The 16,696-nt window shown below is 55.3% G+C and carries 33 protein-coding genes; 1 reads left to right on the plus strand and 32 read right to left on the minus strand.

Annotated elements, in window-relative coordinates:
• On the minus strand, positions 1 to 529 hold a 529-nt coding region (locus C4520_11680; protein ID RJP20121.1), incomplete at its 3' end, for a hypothetical protein.
• A gap of 126 nt (positions 530 to 655) precedes the next feature.
• Here C4520_11680 and C4520_11685 point away from each other — a divergent pair.
• Complete coding sequence (locus C4520_11685; protein ID RJP20122.1) at positions 656 to 883, plus strand: hypothetical protein; 228 nt, start codon at positions 656 to 658, stop codon at positions 881 to 883.
• Between the two features lie 505 nt (positions 884 to 1,388).
• On the opposite strand, the gene C4520_11690 is transcribed toward C4520_11685, so the two are convergent.
• From C4520_11690 to tuf, 31 genes are all read right to left on the minus strand, one after another.
• Positions 1,389 to 1,742 (minus strand): 50S ribosomal protein L17, encoded by a 354-nt coding sequence (locus C4520_11690; GenBank protein RJP20123.1) that lies wholly within the window; start codon positions 1,740 to 1,742, stop codon positions 1,389 to 1,391.
• Positions 1,743 to 1,815: 73 nt separating this feature from the next.
• The gene (locus C4520_11695; protein ID RJP20124.1) at positions 1,816 to 2,808 is read right to left on the minus strand and encodes a DNA-directed RNA polymerase subunit alpha; all 993 of its coding nucleotides are present in this window, start codon (positions 2,806 to 2,808) and stop codon (positions 1,816 to 1,818) included.
• A 44-nt stretch (positions 2,809 to 2,852) separates the two neighbouring features.
• Positions 2,853 to 3,479, minus strand: a complete 627-nt coding sequence (locus C4520_11700; GenBank protein ID RJP20125.1) for a 30S ribosomal protein S4 — start codon at positions 3,477 to 3,479, stop codon at positions 2,853 to 2,855.
• A gap of 21 nt (positions 3,480 to 3,500) precedes the next feature.
• A complete protein-coding gene (locus C4520_11705; protein ID RJP20151.1) occupies positions 3,501 to 3,851 on the minus strand; it encodes a 30S ribosomal protein S11 in 351 nt (116 codons plus the stop codon).
• Between the two features lie 78 nt (positions 3,852 to 3,929).
• A complete protein-coding gene (locus tag C4520_11710; GenBank protein ID RJP20126.1) occupies positions 3,930 to 4,298 on the minus strand; it encodes a 30S ribosomal protein S13 in 369 nt (122 codons plus the stop codon).
• A 31-nt stretch (positions 4,299 to 4,329) separates the two neighbouring features.
• Entirely contained in the window at positions 4,330 to 4,443 is a 114-nt protein-coding gene (locus C4520_11715) for a 50S ribosomal protein L36 (protein RJP20127.1), read from the minus strand.
• A 24-nt stretch (positions 4,444 to 4,467) separates the two neighbouring features.
• Complete coding sequence (locus C4520_11720; GenBank protein RJP20128.1) at positions 4,468 to 4,686, minus strand: translation initiation factor IF-1; 219 nt, start codon at positions 4,684 to 4,686, stop codon at positions 4,468 to 4,470.
• A gap of 45 nt (positions 4,687 to 4,731) precedes the next feature.
• A complete protein-coding gene (map, locus tag C4520_11725; protein ID RJP20129.1) occupies positions 4,732 to 5,499 on the minus strand; it encodes a type I methionyl aminopeptidase in 768 nt (255 codons plus the stop codon).
• A gap of 27 nt (positions 5,500 to 5,526) precedes the next feature.
• Positions 5,527 to 6,186 (minus strand): adenylate kinase, encoded by a 660-nt coding sequence (locus C4520_11730; protein ID RJP20130.1) that lies wholly within the window; start codon positions 6,184 to 6,186, stop codon positions 5,527 to 5,529.
• A gap of 23 nt (positions 6,187 to 6,209) precedes the next feature.
• The gene (gene secY / locus C4520_11735; protein RJP20131.1) at positions 6,210 to 7,532 is read right to left on the minus strand and encodes a preprotein translocase subunit SecY; all 1,323 of its coding nucleotides are present in this window, start codon (positions 7,530 to 7,532) and stop codon (positions 6,210 to 6,212) included.
• Positions 7,532 to 7,972 (minus strand): 50S ribosomal protein L15, encoded by a 441-nt coding sequence (locus tag C4520_11740; protein RJP20132.1) that lies wholly within the window; start codon positions 7,970 to 7,972, stop codon positions 7,532 to 7,534. Before C4520_11740 ends, secY begins: the two co-directional genes overlap by 1 nt.
• Before the next feature lie 13 nt (positions 7,973 to 7,985).
• On the minus strand, positions 7,986 to 8,486 hold the full coding sequence (locus C4520_11745; GenBank protein RJP20133.1) for a 30S ribosomal protein S5: 501 nt from the start codon (positions 8,484 to 8,486) through the stop codon (positions 7,986 to 7,988).
• An 8-nt stretch (positions 8,487 to 8,494) separates the two neighbouring features.
• Positions 8,495 to 8,866: a 50S ribosomal protein L18 gene (locus C4520_11750; GenBank protein RJP20134.1), complete on the minus strand. Its 372-nt coding sequence runs from the start codon at positions 8,864 to 8,866 to the stop codon at positions 8,495 to 8,497.
• Between the two features lie 15 nt (positions 8,867 to 8,881).
• A complete protein-coding gene (locus tag C4520_11755; protein RJP20135.1) occupies positions 8,882 to 9,415 on the minus strand; it encodes a 50S ribosomal protein L6 in 534 nt (177 codons plus the stop codon).
• Positions 9,416 to 9,436: 21 nt separating this feature from the next.
• Positions 9,437 to 9,835: a 30S ribosomal protein S8 gene (locus tag C4520_11760; protein RJP20136.1), complete on the minus strand. Its 399-nt coding sequence runs from the start codon at positions 9,833 to 9,835 to the stop codon at positions 9,437 to 9,439.
• 36 nt (positions 9,836 to 9,871) lie between these two features.
• Entirely contained in the window at positions 9,872 to 10,057 is a 186-nt protein-coding gene (locus tag C4520_11765) for a type Z 30S ribosomal protein S14 (GenBank protein ID RJP20137.1), read from the minus strand.
• A gap of 31 nt (positions 10,058 to 10,088) precedes the next feature.
• Complete coding sequence (locus C4520_11770; protein ID RJP20138.1) at positions 10,089 to 10,634, minus strand: 50S ribosomal protein L5; 546 nt, start codon at positions 10,632 to 10,634, stop codon at positions 10,089 to 10,091.
• A 17-nt stretch (positions 10,635 to 10,651) separates the two neighbouring features.
• Positions 10,652 to 10,984, minus strand: a complete 333-nt coding sequence (locus tag C4520_11775) for a 50S ribosomal protein L24 (protein RJP20139.1) — start codon at positions 10,982 to 10,984, stop codon at positions 10,652 to 10,654.
• Between the two features lie 20 nt (positions 10,985 to 11,004).
• Complete coding sequence (locus tag C4520_11780; GenBank protein ID RJP20140.1) at positions 11,005 to 11,373, minus strand: 50S ribosomal protein L14; 369 nt, start codon at positions 11,371 to 11,373, stop codon at positions 11,005 to 11,007.
• 48 nt (positions 11,374 to 11,421) lie between these two features.
• Positions 11,422 to 11,676: a 30S ribosomal protein S17 gene (locus C4520_11785; protein ID RJP20141.1), complete on the minus strand. Its 255-nt coding sequence runs from the start codon at positions 11,674 to 11,676 to the stop codon at positions 11,422 to 11,424.
• A 15-nt stretch (positions 11,677 to 11,691) separates the two neighbouring features.
• Positions 11,692 to 11,886 (minus strand): 50S ribosomal protein L29, encoded by a 195-nt coding sequence (locus C4520_11790; protein RJP20142.1) that lies wholly within the window; start codon positions 11,884 to 11,886, stop codon positions 11,692 to 11,694.
• A 9-nt stretch (positions 11,887 to 11,895) separates the two neighbouring features.
• Complete coding sequence (locus C4520_11795) at positions 11,896 to 12,309, minus strand: 50S ribosomal protein L16 (GenBank protein RJP20143.1); 414 nt, start codon at positions 12,307 to 12,309, stop codon at positions 11,896 to 11,898.
• Positions 12,310 to 12,324: 15 nt separating this feature from the next.
• On the minus strand, positions 12,325 to 12,978 hold the full coding sequence (locus C4520_11800) for a 30S ribosomal protein S3 (protein RJP20144.1): 654 nt from the start codon (positions 12,976 to 12,978) through the stop codon (positions 12,325 to 12,327).
• Positions 12,978 to 13,319 (minus strand): 50S ribosomal protein L22, encoded by a 342-nt coding sequence (locus C4520_11805; protein ID RJP20152.1) that lies wholly within the window; start codon positions 13,317 to 13,319, stop codon positions 12,978 to 12,980. The genes C4520_11800 and C4520_11805 overlap by 1 nt, the downstream gene beginning before the upstream one ends.
• A gap of 27 nt (positions 13,320 to 13,346) precedes the next feature.
• Positions 13,347 to 13,637, minus strand: a complete 291-nt coding sequence (locus C4520_11810; GenBank protein ID RJP20145.1) for a 30S ribosomal protein S19 — start codon at positions 13,635 to 13,637, stop codon at positions 13,347 to 13,349.
• A 3-nt stretch (positions 13,638 to 13,640) separates the two neighbouring features.
• On the minus strand, positions 13,641 to 14,471 hold the full coding sequence (locus tag C4520_11815) for a 50S ribosomal protein L2 (GenBank protein RJP20146.1): 831 nt from the start codon (positions 14,469 to 14,471) through the stop codon (positions 13,641 to 13,643).
• A gap of 24 nt (positions 14,472 to 14,495) precedes the next feature.
• Positions 14,496 to 14,780: a 50S ribosomal protein L23 gene (locus tag C4520_11820; protein RJP20147.1), complete on the minus strand. Its 285-nt coding sequence runs from the start codon at positions 14,778 to 14,780 to the stop codon at positions 14,496 to 14,498.
• The gene (locus tag C4520_11825; protein RJP20148.1) at positions 14,777 to 15,400 is read right to left on the minus strand and encodes a 50S ribosomal protein L4; all 624 of its coding nucleotides are present in this window, start codon (positions 15,398 to 15,400) and stop codon (positions 14,777 to 14,779) included. The genes C4520_11820 and C4520_11825 overlap by 4 nt, the downstream gene beginning before the upstream one ends.
• A 1-nt stretch (position 15,401) precedes the next feature.
• Complete coding sequence (locus C4520_11830; GenBank protein RJP20153.1) at positions 15,402 to 16,073, minus strand: 50S ribosomal protein L3; 672 nt, start codon at positions 16,071 to 16,073, stop codon at positions 15,402 to 15,404.
• 74 nt (positions 16,074 to 16,147) lie between these two features.
• The gene (locus tag C4520_11835) at positions 16,148 to 16,459 is read right to left on the minus strand and encodes a 30S ribosomal protein S10 (GenBank protein ID RJP20149.1); all 312 of its coding nucleotides are present in this window, start codon (positions 16,457 to 16,459) and stop codon (positions 16,148 to 16,150) included.
• 17 nt (positions 16,460 to 16,476) lie between these two features.
• The coding region (gene tuf, locus C4520_11840; GenBank protein ID RJP20150.1) for an elongation factor Tu at positions 16,477 to 16,696 on the minus strand (220 nt) is incomplete at its 5' end.

A 16,696-nucleotide genomic window follows, 5' to 3' on the forward strand; every position in this document is an offset into this window, starting at 1 on the left:
TCAGCCTGCGCCCCAATGCGTCGTACACGAATTCGGTGGTTCCGCTGTTACTCGGGTAGGTGATCCGGACGAGCCGGTTCTCGTAGTCGTATTCCATCGTGACGGTTCCCGCGGCGGTGGTTCGACTGGTGAGGTTTCCATTCAGATCATAAGCGAATTCGGCAATCGGATTGCCCAGCCGATAGATGGCCGTCACCTGATTCAGCGCATTAATTTCGTAGGTGTCCAGGCTGCCGTTGGCCAAGCTGGTGCGATTATCGGCGAGGTCGTAGCCATAATTGTTCGTATAGACGGGTGAGCCGTTGTCGATGGAATATTCATTCGTCAGGCGGTACATGTCGTCATAGACGTATTCGTACGATTTGTTGCCGGGCAGACTGATCGTATCGATCAGATTGGCGTCGTTATATTCGTAGTCGAACAGGCTGCCGTTCGAAATCTGGTAATAATCGAGGCGGTCAAGATTATCAAAATCATAGAGCGTATAGATGCTGCTCGTCGCCGCGATTCCCCTTATTTGAGAGGGCATCGGAATGTCCCCTCACGGGATACTGCCGTCTATGTTTGGTCCTCTCAGGTTGCAGCAAAGGAACATATTTTCGCTGAAGTCTATTCGTTCCAGCCTTCTTTTGTCAAGCACTTTTTGATTAACCGTATGTTAACGGCCGATTCCGGGAAGGCCAATAATATCAAGGACGCCTCAAACAGGAAGTTGTGTAAGACGAAAACTTCTGATCAAATTAGCTTTCACAAAGTTCCAAGAAATGAAAACACTCTTTTCCAAAATAATTTCCAAAAGCGGAACATGAGATACTTCCACATCGTGCGGGTCCAATGGAGATACACAAGAAAGAAGAAAAAAAGATTCCTCAACAGGAGGTAACAGAGGAAAGAAGCTTCTTCACTGCTGTCCAAGATAATCCCACTATGGCCTCTTGATTCTCAAAGACCCATATTTTACAAAGTCGGATTGGGGTGACTAATTTGAGGCTGTACTTATAAGAACTTTTTTCACCGCGGAGACGCGAAGAACGCTGAGAAAGACAATGCACAATAAGACCTCTTAAATCCTCCGTTTATTCTATCTTTGCGGCCTCTGCGCCTTTGCGGTTCAATGAATTTTTCAGTATCCGCCGCCAGTTTTTCCGAAAAGGAAAAGATGTCTTGGAGAGGGGTAAGATTCCATTCGGATCATAACTGAATCCGGCAACGGGACCTGCCCAGCCAATAGATGGCCGTACCCCTGATTCAATGCATTCAAGGGCGCGAGTCGGGGATGTTTTCGGGCGCCCGCAACCGGGGTACTGGAGAATTGCGAGGCCTCCATGCGAGAGAAAGAGGAAGGCCCTGCGCGCGAATGCGAGCAGGGCCGCAGTTGACGAGGAACTTCAGGAAACCAGCTCGATGATGGCCATGGGGGCGGCGTCTCCTCTGCGACGGTCGAGCCTGATGATGCGCGTGTAGCCGCCGTTGCGTCCGTCAAATTGCGGGCCGACCTCGTCGAACAGTTTTTTTACCGCCTGCTTATTATCAAGGATGGACGTGGCCTGCCGCCGGGCATTGATGTCCTGCCTCTTGCCGAGGGTGATCAATTTTTCGGCGACCGGTCGAAGCGCTTTGGTTTTCGTGACGGTAGTGGTGATCCTGCCATGCATGATCAACTCGGTCGCGAGGTTCGAAAGGAGGGCTTCTTTATGAGCGGTTGTACGGCCGAGTTTAACTGTTTTTTTTCTGTGTCTCATTACAAATCGCCTTTCCTACTGCATGCTATATTTTCGGAAAGCCTGTTGAGAAGCTATTCCGGAAAGAGGTCGGTTATTCCTCACGCTGCTCTGAAGCGCTTGCCGCCTGATATCCCTCGAGTTTCATTCCCAAGTGCAAATTCATCGATTTCAAGACAAGTTTTATCTCTTCGAGCGACTTTTTCCCGAAGTTACGATACTTGAGCATTTCGGGTTCGGACTTCTGCACGAGTTCGGCAAGACTTTTTATGTTAGCGGCGCGGAGGCAGTTTGCCGCCCGCACGGAAAGCTCCAGCTCGTTCACGCTTTTATCCAGATACTTCCGCATTTCTTCGCTTTCCTCGGCGCGTGAAGAGCGGCCTGCATCTTCTTCTCCTTCTCCCTTGACGAAGATCGTGAAATGTCGTATGAGGATTTTTGCGGCCGCCGCCAGCGCGTCCTCGGGAAGAATCCCGCCGTTGGTCCAGATTTCGAGGATGAGGCGGTCGTAGTCGGTCATCTGCCCGACGCGCGCGCTCTGGATGGTATAATTCACTTTTTCGACCGGCGAGAAGACGGAGTCGATGCTGATCGTGCCGATCGGCTGGCCGTCGTGTTTGTTCAATTCAGCCGGAACATATCCCCTGCCGCGCCCGATTTCGAGGTGCATCACGATCTTGGCTCCGCGGTTGATGGTCATGATATGCTGTTCCGGATTCAGGATTTCCACGTCCTCATCGACGGCGAGATCGGCTGCGGTGAGCACTTTTTCTCCGGAGGCTACCACCTGCAGTTGTTTGACATCGGCCGATCCGTGCATCTTGGTTCTGACCGCCTTCAGGTTGAGGACGACTTCGGAGACATCCTCGACGACGCCGGGTATCGAGGCGAATTCATGCTGCACTCCTTCAATGCGAACCGAGACGATGGCGCTCCCTTCGAGAGAGGACAGGAGTACGCGCCGCAGAGAATTACCGACAGTAACGCCGAATCCCCGTTCAAGGGGTTCGATAATAAACCGGGCATAGGCGGCGGTTGAAGTCTCCTCGTCCTTTTCCCATTTCGGCATTTCCAAAATTCTATTCATACGCTCTTAAGCCCCCAGTACATTTGTTGGTGGCGCCTGTCCCATCAACGGGAGTACAATTCGATGACCATGGTTTCCTCAACCGGCAGCGCGACCTCTTCTTTGGTCGGCAGCCGGAGGAGCTTTCCGGTCATTTTCTCGGCATCCACCTCTACCCACGGTACCACGCCTCGCTGCATTGCGGCCTCGAGATTCGATTGTACGACGTGCATCTGCTTTCCTTTTTCGGTGAGCGAAATCACGTCTTGCGGTTTCACCTGGTACGAGGGGAGATTCACCTTCTTCTCGTTCACCAGAACGAGTCCATGCAGGGCGAACTGTCGGGCCTGGTTTCGAGACGAAGCGAATCCCATTCGATACAAGACATTATCAAGCCGTCCTTCGAGCAGTTGGACAAGCTTTTCGCCGGTAACCACAGGACTCTTTGCGGCCTCTTTGAAGTAATTGCGGAACTGCGCCTCCATCATGCGATAGATGCGCTTCATTTTCTGTTTTTCCCGCAACTGTGCGCCGTAGTCGGTTTGTTTCACCCTGCGTCTGCCGTGCATTCCGGGCGGGTAATTTCTTTTCTTTACACCACATTTAGCGGTGAGACAGCGCTCACCCTTCAAAAATAATTCTACGCCTTCGCGTCTGCAGATTTTGCATACCGGTCCAGTATTTCGAGCCATCTGTTTCTCCTGGCGGCCCCTTTACACGCGCCGCCGTTTCGGCGGTCGGCATCCGTTATGAGGGATAGGGGTCACGTCCTTTATCATGTTCACTTGCAGGCCGGCCGCCTGAAGGGAGCGGATGGCGGATTCCCGTCCGGCGCCCGGTCCTTTCACGAATACCTTCACTTCTCTCAAGCCGAGGTCCTTCGCCTTTTGAGCGGCCGAACTGGCTGTTTGTCCCGCAGCGAAGGGAGTGCTCTTCCGTGAGCCTTTGAAGCCCACGGTGCCTGCGCTCGCCCACGAGATAACGTTGCCACCCGGGTCGGTAATGGTTACAATCGTGTTGTTGAAGGTAGCCTGGATATGGGCCACTCCGCTGGAGGAGCCCACGCCGACCCGCTTCTTTTTAACTTTTTTTTCCTTTGGTCCTTTTTTGACCTTGGCCACTAGTAATTCCTCCGGATTAGCTTATTTCTTTTTCCCCGCACGTCCGCGGCGGGGGCCTTTTCGGGTGCGCGCATTGGTATGCGTTCTTTGTCCGTGAACCGGAAGACCCTTGCGGTGTCTCAGGCCCCGGTACGTGCCGATGTCCATCAGCCGTTTTATATTTGTCGAGATCTCGCGCCGCAGGTCTCCTTCGATCCGATAGTCGCGCGAGATGACGGCGGTGATCCTGCGGATTTCGTCGTCGGTCAAATCTTTCACTCGAGTGCCGGGATTGATGCCGGCGGCCTCAAGGATTTTTTCGGAACTTGTCCGGCCGATCCCGTAGACATACGTGAGTCCGGTTTCCACCCGCTTTTCCCTTGGCAGGTCGACGCCCAATATACGAGCCACTTTCCAGTTACCTCCCGCAGCGGCCCGAGGATCAGCCCTGGCGCTGCTTATGCTTCGGATTGGTGCAAATAACGCGAACGACGCCGTTACGCTTGACTATTTTGCACTTTTCACATATTTTCTTTACGCTTGTTCGCACTTTCATAAAGCAAAACCATTTTTTGCGCCGTTATTTATAACGGTACACGATGCGTCCCCGGGTGAGGTCGTAAGGGGACAATTCCACTTTCACTGTATCTCCGGGAAGGATGCGGATGAAGTGCATACGCATCTTGCCGGAAATGTGAGCCAATATCCGATGCCCGTTCTTCAGTTCAACGCGGAACATGGCATTGGGCAGCGGCTCAACGACCGTTCCTTCGACCTCAATGGGTTCTTCCTTTGCCATAAAAATCAATTTCCATTTCGAGGCGGTTCCTTGACCGGAAAATGGTCATTCCGCCTCTTCTGACGGAGGCAACGAAAGGATTTCGGCTTCCCCTTTCGTCACGGCTATAGAATGCTCAAAGTGCGCGGACGGCCTGCCGTCTTTCGTCACTGCCGTCCATCCGTCGTCGAGCACCCTGACTTCATAGCTGCCTGCATTCACCATCGGTTCGATCGCCAACACCATTCCCGCCTGCAGCCGCGGACCCAAGTGGGGGCGGCCGAAATTCGGAATCTGAGGTTCCTCATGCATCTGCTGTCCAATCCCGTGACCGACAAAGTCGCGCACTACGGAAAACCGGTGGCTTTCGACGTGCGATTGGACGGCGTGCGATATATCCGAGAGGCGGTTGCCTTCGCGCGCCCGCTCGATCCCCTTATACAGAGATTCCCGGGTGACCCGGATCAGCCGTTTCTTCTCGTCGGAGACCTCTCCGACGGTGAAGGTGGCGGCGGTATCGCCGACGTATCCTCGATAAACGATACCGATGTCGATGCTGAGGATATCTCCTTCTTTCAATATGACGGTCGAAGAAGGTATCCCATGAACCACCTGTTCATCGATCGAGGTGCAAATTGTCTTAGGATACCCGCGGTACCCCTTGAAAGCAGGTTTGCCGCCCGCCGCCGCAATGAGACGTTCGGCCTTCTTATCGAGAGCTTCAGTGGAAACGCCTGCTCTGATATCCACTGCGAGTTCCTGCAGGATCCGAGCGATTATGCGATTAGCCGCGCGCAGTATCGCCAGTTCGTCCTCAGACCGTATAACAATCACAGCATCCACTCTCCCGGCCGAGCCAGATCAGTTGAGTGCGCTGCGGATACGGCTAAAAACCTCGTCGATCGCTCCCTCGCCGGAAATGGTTACCAGGCGATTGCTGCGCTGGTAATGATCGATGAGTGGAGCAGTCTGTTTCTCATAAACCGCAAGCCGATTCTCAATCGTCTCGCGTTTGTCGTCTTCGCGCTGATATAACTTTCCGCCGCACTTATTGCAGATGCCTTCCTCTTTCGGCGGTTTGGAGATGAGGTTATAATTTTCTCCGCACTGGGAGCACGTGCGCCTGGCGGTTAACCTGTGTATAAGGGCTTCCCGGTCGACATCGACATTAACGACGGCGGTCAGCGGACAACCTTCCACATTTAACATTTTGTCAAGCGCTTCAGCCTGAGGCAAGGTTCGGGGGAACCCGTCCAGCAGGAAGCCGTGCTTGCAGTCGTCCTTCTTAACCCGATCGGCAACGATCTCAGTGACCACCGAATCAGGGACCAATTCTCCCGAATCGAGATACTTTTTCGCTTTGCGTCCGAGATCGGTTCCCTCCTTGATATTCGCCCGGAAAATGTCGCCGGTCGAGATGTGAGGGATTCCGTACTCGCTCGCGATCTTTACCGCCTGAGTGCCCTTGCCCGCGCCCGGCGGCCCGAGCAGAACCAGAAATCTCTTCCTCTCCGCAGCCATATTCTCCTCCCCTATTGGCGCCGTTAGAACCTGCGCGCCCTGATGCGCCCCTTCTTCATGAAGCCGTCGTAGTGACGCATCAGGAGATGGGACTCCATCTGTTGTATGGTATCAAGGGCGACCCCGACCACAATCAGGAGGCTGGTACCGCCGAAGAAACTGGCGACAAGATAATCCACCCGCATACCGTAACTGATCATCGTAGGGATGACCGCCACGAATGCCAGCGCCACAGAGCCGGGCAGGGTGATGCGGGTCATGATTCTATCCAGATATTCGGCAGTGGGGCGTCCGGGCCTGATGCCGGGTACAAACCCTCCATACTTTTTGAGGTTATCTGCAACGTCTATGGGATTGAACGTAATCGCGGTATAGAAGTACGTGAAAAAGACAATCAGCACCACATACAGGATGTTATACAGCAGCGCACCCGGCGACAGCAGCTCGATCAGGCGCTGCATTCCGCCGGCATGGATGAACTGGAAGATCGTGGCCGGAAACAGCAGCAGCGAAGACGCGAAAATAATGGGGATAACGCCGGCCTGATTGACTCTGAGCGGCAGCCATGTGCTCTGCCCGCCATACACCTTGCGGCCTTTGATCTGCTTGGCGTACTGCACGGGTATCTTCCGCTGCGCCTGCGTGAGCACAATGACAGCCGCCGTCACCGATACCAGCAACACGGCCAGAACGATCATCTTGAAGATGCTCATTTCGCCGAGTTGAATGTTACGGATCAGCAGCGATAGCGCAGCGGGCATTCCGGCGACAATGCCGGCAAAAATGATCAAGGATATCCCGTTGCCGATACCGCGCTCGGTTATCTGTTCGCCGAGCCACATGATGAAACACGTTCCGGTGGTGAAGGTGATCATGGTGAGCAGGATGAATCCGAGGCCGGGATGCGGCACGATCTCGCGTCCTCCGAAATTGCTGGGGTTTGACAGCCAGAGGCTGATACCCAGCGATTGGACGGCGGTAAGCGCGACGGTTCCGTACCGGGTATATTGCGTTAATTTTTTCCGGCCTTCTTCGCCTTCCTTCGAGAGCTTCTCGAAATAAGGAATGACTGCGACGAGCAGTTGAAATATGATCGAGGCGCTGATATAGGGCATGATTCCGAGGGCGAAGATGGTCATGCGACTGAAGGCGCCGCCGGCAAACAGGTCGGCGAACCCGAGCAGCGTGTTTTGCCGTTCGGCCACGAACTGAGCGAGGACCCCTCCGTTAATGCCGGGGGTAGGCACATGTCCGCCGAGCCGGTACACTGCCAGCAGGACGAGCGTGAACAATATCCGGTTTTTCAGTTCCGGTATCTTGAACGCATTTTGGAAGGCGCTGAGCACTACACCACCTCGGCCTTTCCGCCGGCTTTCTCGATTTTTTCTTTGGCGGACGCGGTGAACCGATGGGCGCGAACGGTCAGGCTGACCGTGATCTCACCGTTGCCCAGGATTTTGACGCCGGCCCGATTCAATTTCACGATACCCGCCTGGCTGAGCAATTCGGGAGTCACTTGCGTCCCCGGTTCGAACGCGTTCAAGCGCTCGACGTTCAGGACCTCGTATTCTTTCTTGAAAATATTCCTGAATCCGCGCTTGGGAACGCGCCGCTGGAGCGGCATTTGTCCTCCCTCATAGCCGCGTGAAGATTTGGGTCCCGAGCGGGCACGCTGACCCTTGTGGCCTTTGCCGGCCGTCTTGCCCACTCCGGAGCCTTCTCCACGCCCAACTCGTTTGGGTTTTCGGCGGGCGCCTCTTGGCGGCTTAACAGTATCGAGTTGCATTTCTGATTATCCTCTATGCGATAATTTCGGCTACACTTTTGTTTCGTTTTGAGGCGACCTGCTCCGCAGTCTGCAGATTCTTCAGCGCCTCCATGGTGGCTCGTACGACATTAATGGCATTTGACGAGCCCAAGGATTTACTGAGAATGTTGGAGACTCCGGCCGTTTCCATAATGGCTCTGACCGCGCCTCCCGCGATCACGCCAGTCCCCGGGGAAGCGGGTTTCAGAACGACGCGACCGGCTCCTGCTATTCCCACGATCTCATGGGGCAGGGTCCCATTGACAACCGGAATTGTGATCATCGCTTTTTTCGCTTTTTCGACGCCTTTGCGAATAGCCTCGGGCACTTCATTGGCTTTGCCCAAGCCGGCGCCGACGCGTCCTTTACCGTCTCCGACTACCACCAGAGCGCTGAAGCCAAATCTCCGGCCGCCCTTGACGACCTTGGCGACGCGGTTGATCTTCACGATTTTTTCTTTGAATTCTGGAGCTTCGTGCTGAAATTTTTCCAAGTTACCTCCTAAAACTTCAATCCTTTTTCACGCGCGCCTTCTGCGAGCGCTTTTATTCGGCCGTGATAGAGGTAACCACCGCGGTCGAAGATGACGTTTTCAATTCCGGCCGCCCTGGCCTTGTCGGCGATGAGTTGTCCCACGACCTTGGCGGATGATACATTACTGCCCGAGGCGCCACTCTGCTTTCCTTCGGGCGAGAGAGAGGACGCCGAAGCAAGCGTGCGTCCGGTGGTATCATCGATCACTTGAGCATAAATGTGCTTCAAGCTTCGGTACACGCACAATCGCGGTTTGTGTGGGGTTCCGACCAGTTTCTGCCTTATGCGCTGATGACGCCTTCGGCGTGCCGTCACTTTATCCAATTTTAGTTCTGCCATGGAGGAAACCTTCGGTTAAATGCCTGTCTTACCGGCTTTTCTGCGCAACCGTTCGCCGGCATACCGAATCCCTTTGCCTTTATAGGGTTCGGGCTTTCGGAGCGCCCGGATCTGGGCGGCAATTTGCCCTACTACCTGTTTGTCGATGCCGTTCACGGTCACGATGTTGCGCTCGACGTTTAATTCTATGCCGGGCGGGGGCTCAAAGACGATCGGATGGCTGTAGCCGAGCTGAAAATTCAATGCCTTTCCCTGCTTGGCCGCGCGGTATCCAACGCCCTGCAGTTCGAGGCTCTTTTGGAACCCTTCTTTCACGCCGCGAACGCAGTTAGCGAGCAGCGCGCGTGTGAGACCGTGCAGCGAGCGGCTTTCACGCGAATCGTCGCTCCTGGTGATGAGGATTTTTCCATCCTGGACGGCGGCGGCGATAAGAGGGTGCACCTCATGCTCGAGTTTTCCCTTGGGTCCTTCGATCGTCACGTGCCGCCCGTCTATGGTAACCTTTACCCCGGCGGGTATCGGAATCGGATTTTTGCCTACGCGAGACATTGGTTATGCAGCCTTTCCTGATTACCAGACTTTACAGATGACTTCGCCGCCGACGTGCGCCTCGCGGGACTGCTTATCGGTGAGCAATCCTCTTGAGGTGGAGATGACGGCGATACCGAGCCCTCCCATCACGCGCGGAAGTTCATCGGATTTTCGGTAGACGCGTCGCCCCGGCTTGCTTACTCGCTGGAGGCCGCTAATCACGCGCGACCGTTCGGGTCCGTACTTCAGGAACACCCGAAGCACGCCCTGTTTCCTGTTCTCGATGAACTTGTAGTCTGAGATATACCCCTCATGCCTGAGAATCTTGACGATATCTTCGTTGATTTTCGAAGCGGGGATATCAACTTTCTCATTCATCGCCAAATTGGCGTTCCGAATGCGCGTAAGCATGTCGGCAATCGGGTCCGAGAGCGACATTGATTCTGGTTCTCCTTTGTTTGATTGGCGAGCTGACTACCAGCTGGCCTTGATGACTCCGGGCAGCCGGCCTTCGCGCGCGAGGTTTCTGAAGCAGATGCGGCACATTTCGAACTTGCGCAGGTAGCCTCTCGGCCTTCCGCATATGCGGCACCTGTGGTACTTCCTCACACCGAATTTCGGATCCCGTTTTGCTTTTGCTACAAGAGATTTTTTTGCCACTGTATCCTCACCTGGCCTGCCGCCGGCGTCGCTATTCGCGGCCGAACGGCATTCCCAATTCTTTGAGAAGCTCGATGCTCTCTTCCGGACCTTTGGAGCCGTCGATGACGAAGACGACGTTCATTCCCCGGATTTTGTAGACATCGTCGTAATCGATTTCCGGAAAGATGATCTGTTCCTTGATCCCGAGCGTGTAGTTTCCGAACTGATCGAAACCGCTGCGCGAGACGCCGCGAAAGTCGCGAATGCGGGGAATGGCGATATTCACGAGGCGGTCGAAAAACTCGTACATCCGCTCTCCTCTGAGGGTAACCTTGCATCCGATCGATGCGCCGGCTCGCAGCTTGAAACCGGCGATGGATTTCTTCGCGCGGGTAACGACCGGACGCTGTCCGGTGATCCTGGTGAGCTCTTTGATTGCGCTCTCCATGACTTTGGCGTCGCCGGGCGCATCTCCGAGCCCCATGTTGACAACGATCTTGCTCAGGCGCGGGACCTGGTTAATGTTGCGCAGGTCCAGCTTCTCTTTGAGCGCCGGTGCGATTTCAGCCTTGTATTTTTCCTTCAATCTTGCCAATTGTACCGCGCCTCTTTCTAACCCTGATCGACCATCTCAGAGCAATTTTTGCACACTCGAGCTTTGGTGCCATCGTCCAAAACAGTCCTTCCCACGCGGGTCGGCGTGCTGCACTTGGGACATACGAGCATCAAATTTGACACGTGGATCGGAGCCTCCTTTTGAAGGAGGCCCCCCTGCGGATTGGTCCGCGAGGGCCGCTCGTGGTGGGTTACCATGTTGAGGGCTTCCACGATAGCTCTATTCTTCACAGGGGATACGTGCAGGATTTTTCCCCGTTTACCCTTTTCCTTGCCGGCGATCACCATCACGTTATCGCCTCTTTTCAGATGCATCTTTGTCTTGCTCATTTTTGTTTCTCCCGGACGCTTCAGACGACTTCGGGCGCGAGAGAGATTATTCGCATGAAGTCTTTATCCCTCAGCTCTCGCGGAACCGGTCCGAAGATTCTCGTGCCGCGCGGTATCTTCTGTTCGTTGATGATGACTGCAGCATTGTCATCGAACCTGATGATCGAGCCATCGGGCCGCGGCGTGTCGCGTTTGGTCCTGACGATGACCGCTTTGACGACGTCGCCCTTCTTTATCTGCGCCTGCGGCATTGCCGCTTTCACGCTGCAGACAATGATGTCACCCACGCGCGCATAGCGCGTTCCGGTCCCGCCGGGGACCTGTATGCACTGCAATTTCTTGGCGCCCGAGTTGTCTGCGACCTCGAGCATTGTTCTCATCTGTATCATAGTTACTCCAGAAGAAACCGTTCGTGGATAAGCGAATGCGGCACTCGATCATTTGGCGCGTTCTATGATCTCCGCCAGGCGCCACCGCTTGGTTTTGCTGAGGGGCCTGGTCTCGACGATGCGCACGATGTCGCCGGGGCGGCACTCGCCCCGCTCGTCGTGCGCCTTGAACTTTTTCATGGTCTTCACGACCCGTTTGTATCTCGGGTGTGAGAACGTATTTTCAACGGTCACCACCACGGTTTTGCTCATGGCGGCGCCGGTGACCACGCCGATTTTTTCCTGTTTATGTCTTTGTCCCATAACCGGTGTTCAGTCCTATGCCTTTTGTTTTTCCGTCAATACGGTTTTGATGCGGGCGACATCAGCGCGGATCTGTCGAAACCGCTTTACGTTGTCAACCTGCTGGCCGCTGGCCGCCTGCATCCGGAGATTAAAAAGCGCCTCGGTCGATTCGCGCAGTTCGTTCTGGAGTTCCTCAACGGTCAGCTCGCGAAGTTCTTTAGCTTTCATATACTCCCCCTATCCATGCAGGCGCCTTACGAAGCGGGTGCGGATGGGCAGCTTGCTTGAAGCCAACCGGAAGGCCTCTTTGGCCAGATCCTCGCGCACTCCCTCGAGTTCGAACAGAACTTTTCCGGGTTTGACGACGGCGACCCATCGTTCGGGCTCGCCTTTGCCCTTGCCCATGCGGGTTTCGAGCGGTTTTTGCGTTACCGGCTTATGCGGAAAGATATTCAGCCACACTTTGCCGCCGCGCTTGATCTTCCGGGTGAGCGCGACCCTGGCCGCCTCGATCTGTCGGGCGGTAACCCAGGCCGGCTCGAGGGCCTGGAGGCCGAACTCGCCGAAATTTACGGAATTGCCTCTGGCGGCCTTGCCCGCCATGCGGCCCCGCTGCTGTTTGCGGTATTTCACCCTTTTTGGCATCAACATGGTGCTGCAATCTCCTTACACGGTTTCCCGCCGGATCGGCTCTCGCTCATGGATCTCGTCGTGGAAGACCCAGGTTTTGACGCCGATCTTTCCGAACGTGGTGTTGCTCTCGGCGAAACCGTAATCGATATCCGCGCGCAGGGTCTGAAGGGGGACGCGTCCTTCGCGGTACCATTCGGATCGCGCGATTTCCGCTCCTGCAAGCCGGCCGGAACAACTGATTTTTATTCCTTTGGCGCCGACCCTCATGGAGGTCGTTACGGCCTTTTTAATTGCGCGGCGGAAAGAGACCTGTCGTTCGAGCTGGAGTGCGATGTTTTCGGCGATCAACTGCGCGTCCAATTCGGGATTTTTTATTTCCTGAACGACGATATAGACTTCGTTTTCGGTGAGCGCCTCCAGTTCGGAACGCAACTGATCCACTTCGGTTCCGCGCCGTCCAATGACGATGCCAGGGCGGGCGGTATGTATGGTAATCCGCGCTTTCTGCCCCATCCGCTCCACTTCCACCTTCGAGATGCCGGCGTGGGCAAGGCGCTCCTTGACCAGTTTGACGATCCTGAGATCTTCGTGGATTAATTTTGAATAATCACGACCGGCATACCAGCGGGACAACCAGGTCTTGGTCGTGCCGAGCCTGAAGGCGGTCGGATGAACCTTCTGTCCCATTATTTGCGCTCCTTTTCATCCAGCTCAATAACGATATGGCTGGTGCGTTTCAACACTCGCACTCCGCGCCCCATTGGAGCGGTTCGGAAACGTTTCAGTGAGGGTCCGCCGTCCACGCTGACTTTACTGACATAAAGGTTGTCCACGTTGACGTCGTCCCGCTGTTCGGCGTTTGAGATGGCCGATTTCAGGATTCCTTCCACTATTTTCGCCGCACCCTTGGGCGTAAAGCGCAAGAGGCTCAATGCCTCATCGGTATGTTTGCCGCGGATAAGATCGACGACCAGTCTCGCCTTTCGCGGCGCAATTCTCACAAAGCGGCCTCGTGCCTGTGCAATCATGGTCATACACTCCTACTCCTCGATGGTTCAGGCTTTCCTGCGGACGGCACTGGCTTTCTCCGCTCCGCCGTGCGCGCGGAAAAATCGAGTCGGAGCAAATTCTCCGAGCTTGTGACCGACCATATTTTCGGTAATGTAAATGGGAAGAAATTTCTTCCCGTTGTGGACGGCCACGGTCAGCCCGACCATTTCGGGAACGATCGTAGAGCGGCGAGACCAGGTGCGCAGCACCCTTTTTTCTCCCGTCTGCTGTGTCCGCAGCACCTTTTGCATGAGGTGCTCATCAACAAATGGTCCTTTTTTGATTGATCGCGCCACTGGTTATCTCTCTCTTTTCTTAACGATGAATTTGTTCGACAATTTTGATTTCTTCCGGGTCTTATACCCCTTCGTCGGCATTCCCCATGGTGAGCAGGGGTGACGGCCGCCCGCCGATTTTCCTTCGCCGCCTCCGAGAGGATGGTCGACTGGATTCATTGCTACGCCGCGCACGTACGGGCGTTTACCACGCCACCGTGAGCGACCGGCTTTTCCCAGGGAGATATTTTCGTGTTCGATATTGCCTATCTGCCCGATCGTAGCCCTGCAGCGAACGGGGATAAGCCGGACTTCGCCGGAGGGGAGCTTGATATGGGCGTAATTGCCTTCTTTGGCGACCAGTTGTGCTCCCGCGCCGGCGGTACGCGCAATCTGGCCTCCTTTTCCCGGGCTCATCTCGATATTGTGGATGACTGTTCCCAAGGGGATATTCGTGATCGGGAGCGTGTTTCCGACGAGGATTTCCGCGCCTTTGCCCGAGATCACCGTTGCGCCGACCTGCAGGTATACGGGCGCCAGTATATAGCGTTTCTCGCCGTCGGGATACTGGATGAGCGCGATGTGGGCAGAGCGATTGGGGTCGTACTCGATCGATCTGACTTTTCCCGGGATGTCTTCTTTGTCCCGCTTGAAGTCAATCGCGCGATACAGTTTCTTGTGGCCGCCTCCCCGGTGCCGGGTGGTTATGCGCCCATTGACGTTTCTGCCGCCGCTCTTGTTCTTTCCCTTGGTCAGCGATTTGACCGGTTCGTTTCCTTTGGTCAATTCTTCAAAGGTCGAATCGGTTCTGAATCGCATGCCCGGAGTCCTGGGCGAATACTTTTTGATTGCCATCTTCTTCTTCCCTTACATCAGGTACTAAAACAGTTCTATCCGGTCGCCCTGTTTCAGGGTGACGATCGCCTTCTTCCATTCAGGCGTATAGCCGACCTTGTAGCGAACCCGTTTCTTTTTGCCGGCCACCCGCATAGTATTGACTCTGGTGACGGTGACTTTGAATATTTCCTCGACCGCCTGTTTGACCTGAAGCTTGTTTGCATCGGTGGCCACTTCAAACACATATTTATTGTGGCGTTCAGTCAGTATCGTCCCCTTTTCGGAGATCGCCGGCCGCCGAATAATCTGGTGCGGATTGTACTTCATGAGAGCTTTTTCTCCAAGAGTTCCAGCGCCGTTCTGGTCAGCACGAGATTCTCATGACAGATCACGTCGAGCGCCGAGAGAGAATCGACGTACGCCTGGTCGACACCCGGGATGTTTCTCGCAGAAAGACGCACGTTTTTATCGGGCGCTTCAGTGACAATCAGGCAACTTTTCATGATGTTCAGGCGCCGGAGAATGGTCAGAAGTTCTTTTGTTTTCGGCGTATCGAGCTTCAATTCGTTCAGCACGAACAGGCGCCCTTCCTGCAGCCTGTCGGCGAGTAACGAAACGAGCGCGCCACGGCGCATCTTTTTTGGGAGCGCCTGCGAATAATCGCGCGGGTGCGGCCCGAAGGCTGTTCCGCCGCCTCTCCAATGAGGAGATTTCCCGCTGCCTACGCGGGCACGGCCGGTCCCCTTCTGCCTCCAGAGCTTCTTGGTGCTTCCGGCGACTTCCCCTCGTTCCTTGGTATCGGCGGTTCCCTGGCGCAGACCGGCCTGCTGGGCCACCACTACCTGGTGCACGACCGCCTCATTGGGCCTCTGCCCGAATATGTCGTCGCTGAGCTCGATAGTTCCGAGCTGCGAACCATTAGTTGCATACAGGACGGACTCTGCCATCTCAGCTCTTCCCTTTCACTGCTTTGCCCGATCCCTTTATCGCGCTGCGAATTTCAATCATGCCCCCGTTCGGTCCCGGCACCGCCCCCTGGACCAGCAGGAGGTTCTTTTCGCCGTCCACTTTGACGACTTTCAGGTTTTGAATGGTACGTCTGACGGCTCCCATGTGGCCGGGCATCCCTTTCCCTTTCCAGACTTCTGAGGTATCGGCGCATTGGCCGATAGAGCCGACGCGCCTGTGGGAGGTGTGTCCGTGACTGGCGGGGCCTCCTCCGAACTTGTACCGCCGCACGACGCCTGCGAATCCCCGCCCTTTGGTGGTGCCGCTGACATCTACCAGGTCGCCCGCAGTAAAGACGTCGGCCCGCACTTCGGCGCCCTCCTTCAACTCGACTGAAGGAGAAAGTGAGAACTCCCTTAAGTGGCGCCTTGATGAAACGCCCGCGCGCTTGAAATGGCCCTGAAGCGGCTTCGTCACGTTTCGCTTTTTTTCGGCGAATCCCAATTGAACGGCTTCGTATCCATCACGCTCGTTGTTTTTCAACTGCGTCACCGCACACGGCCCGACTTCCAGGACTGTCACGGGCACAAGGTTCCCCTCTTCAGTAAATACCTGTGACATTCCAATTTTTTTTCCGAGCAAACCAAACACGACCTTGCCCTTTCGTACCATCGGCGGGCCAACCTTGCCCGGAAGGCGGCGGCGATGCCGCACAGCCGGATTCGGCGGCGCGCTCGTTCCAATACCTACAGTTTAATCTCGACGTTGACACCGGCCGGCAGATCGAGCTTCATCAATGCGTCGACAGTCTGCGCGGTTGGCTCAATGATATCGATCAACCGTTTATGCGTGCGGATTTCGAACTGCTCGCGAGACTTCTTGTCGACATGCGGAGAGCGCAGCACAGTGAAGATGTTGCGCGAGGTAGGCAGGGGGATTGGGCCGGAGACCCGGGCTCCCGTCCGCCTGCACGTATCGACGATCTCGCTGGTTGACTGGTCGAGTATTCTATGATCATAGGCTTTCAGCCTGATCCGTATTTTTTGGCTTTCCGCCATACTTCTCCTTGTCCGATTTATTCGATAATGTCAGAGACGACGCCTGCCCCGACGGTGCGCCCGCCTTCGCGGATAGCGAAACGGAGCTCTTTTTCCATCGCGATCGGCGTGATCAGGTCCACTTCGATCCGTATGTTATCGCCCGGCATCACCATCTCCACTCCCTCCGGAAGCGCCAGGTTCCCCGTCACGTCCGTGGTGCGGAAGTAAAACTGCGGCCGATAGCCCGTGAAAAAC

It is taken from the genome of Candidatus Abyssobacteria bacterium SURF_5 (assembly GCA_003598085.1).
In the GTDB taxonomy this organism is placed as follows: Bacteria; Abyssobacteria; SURF-5; order SURF-5; family SURF-5; genus SURF-5.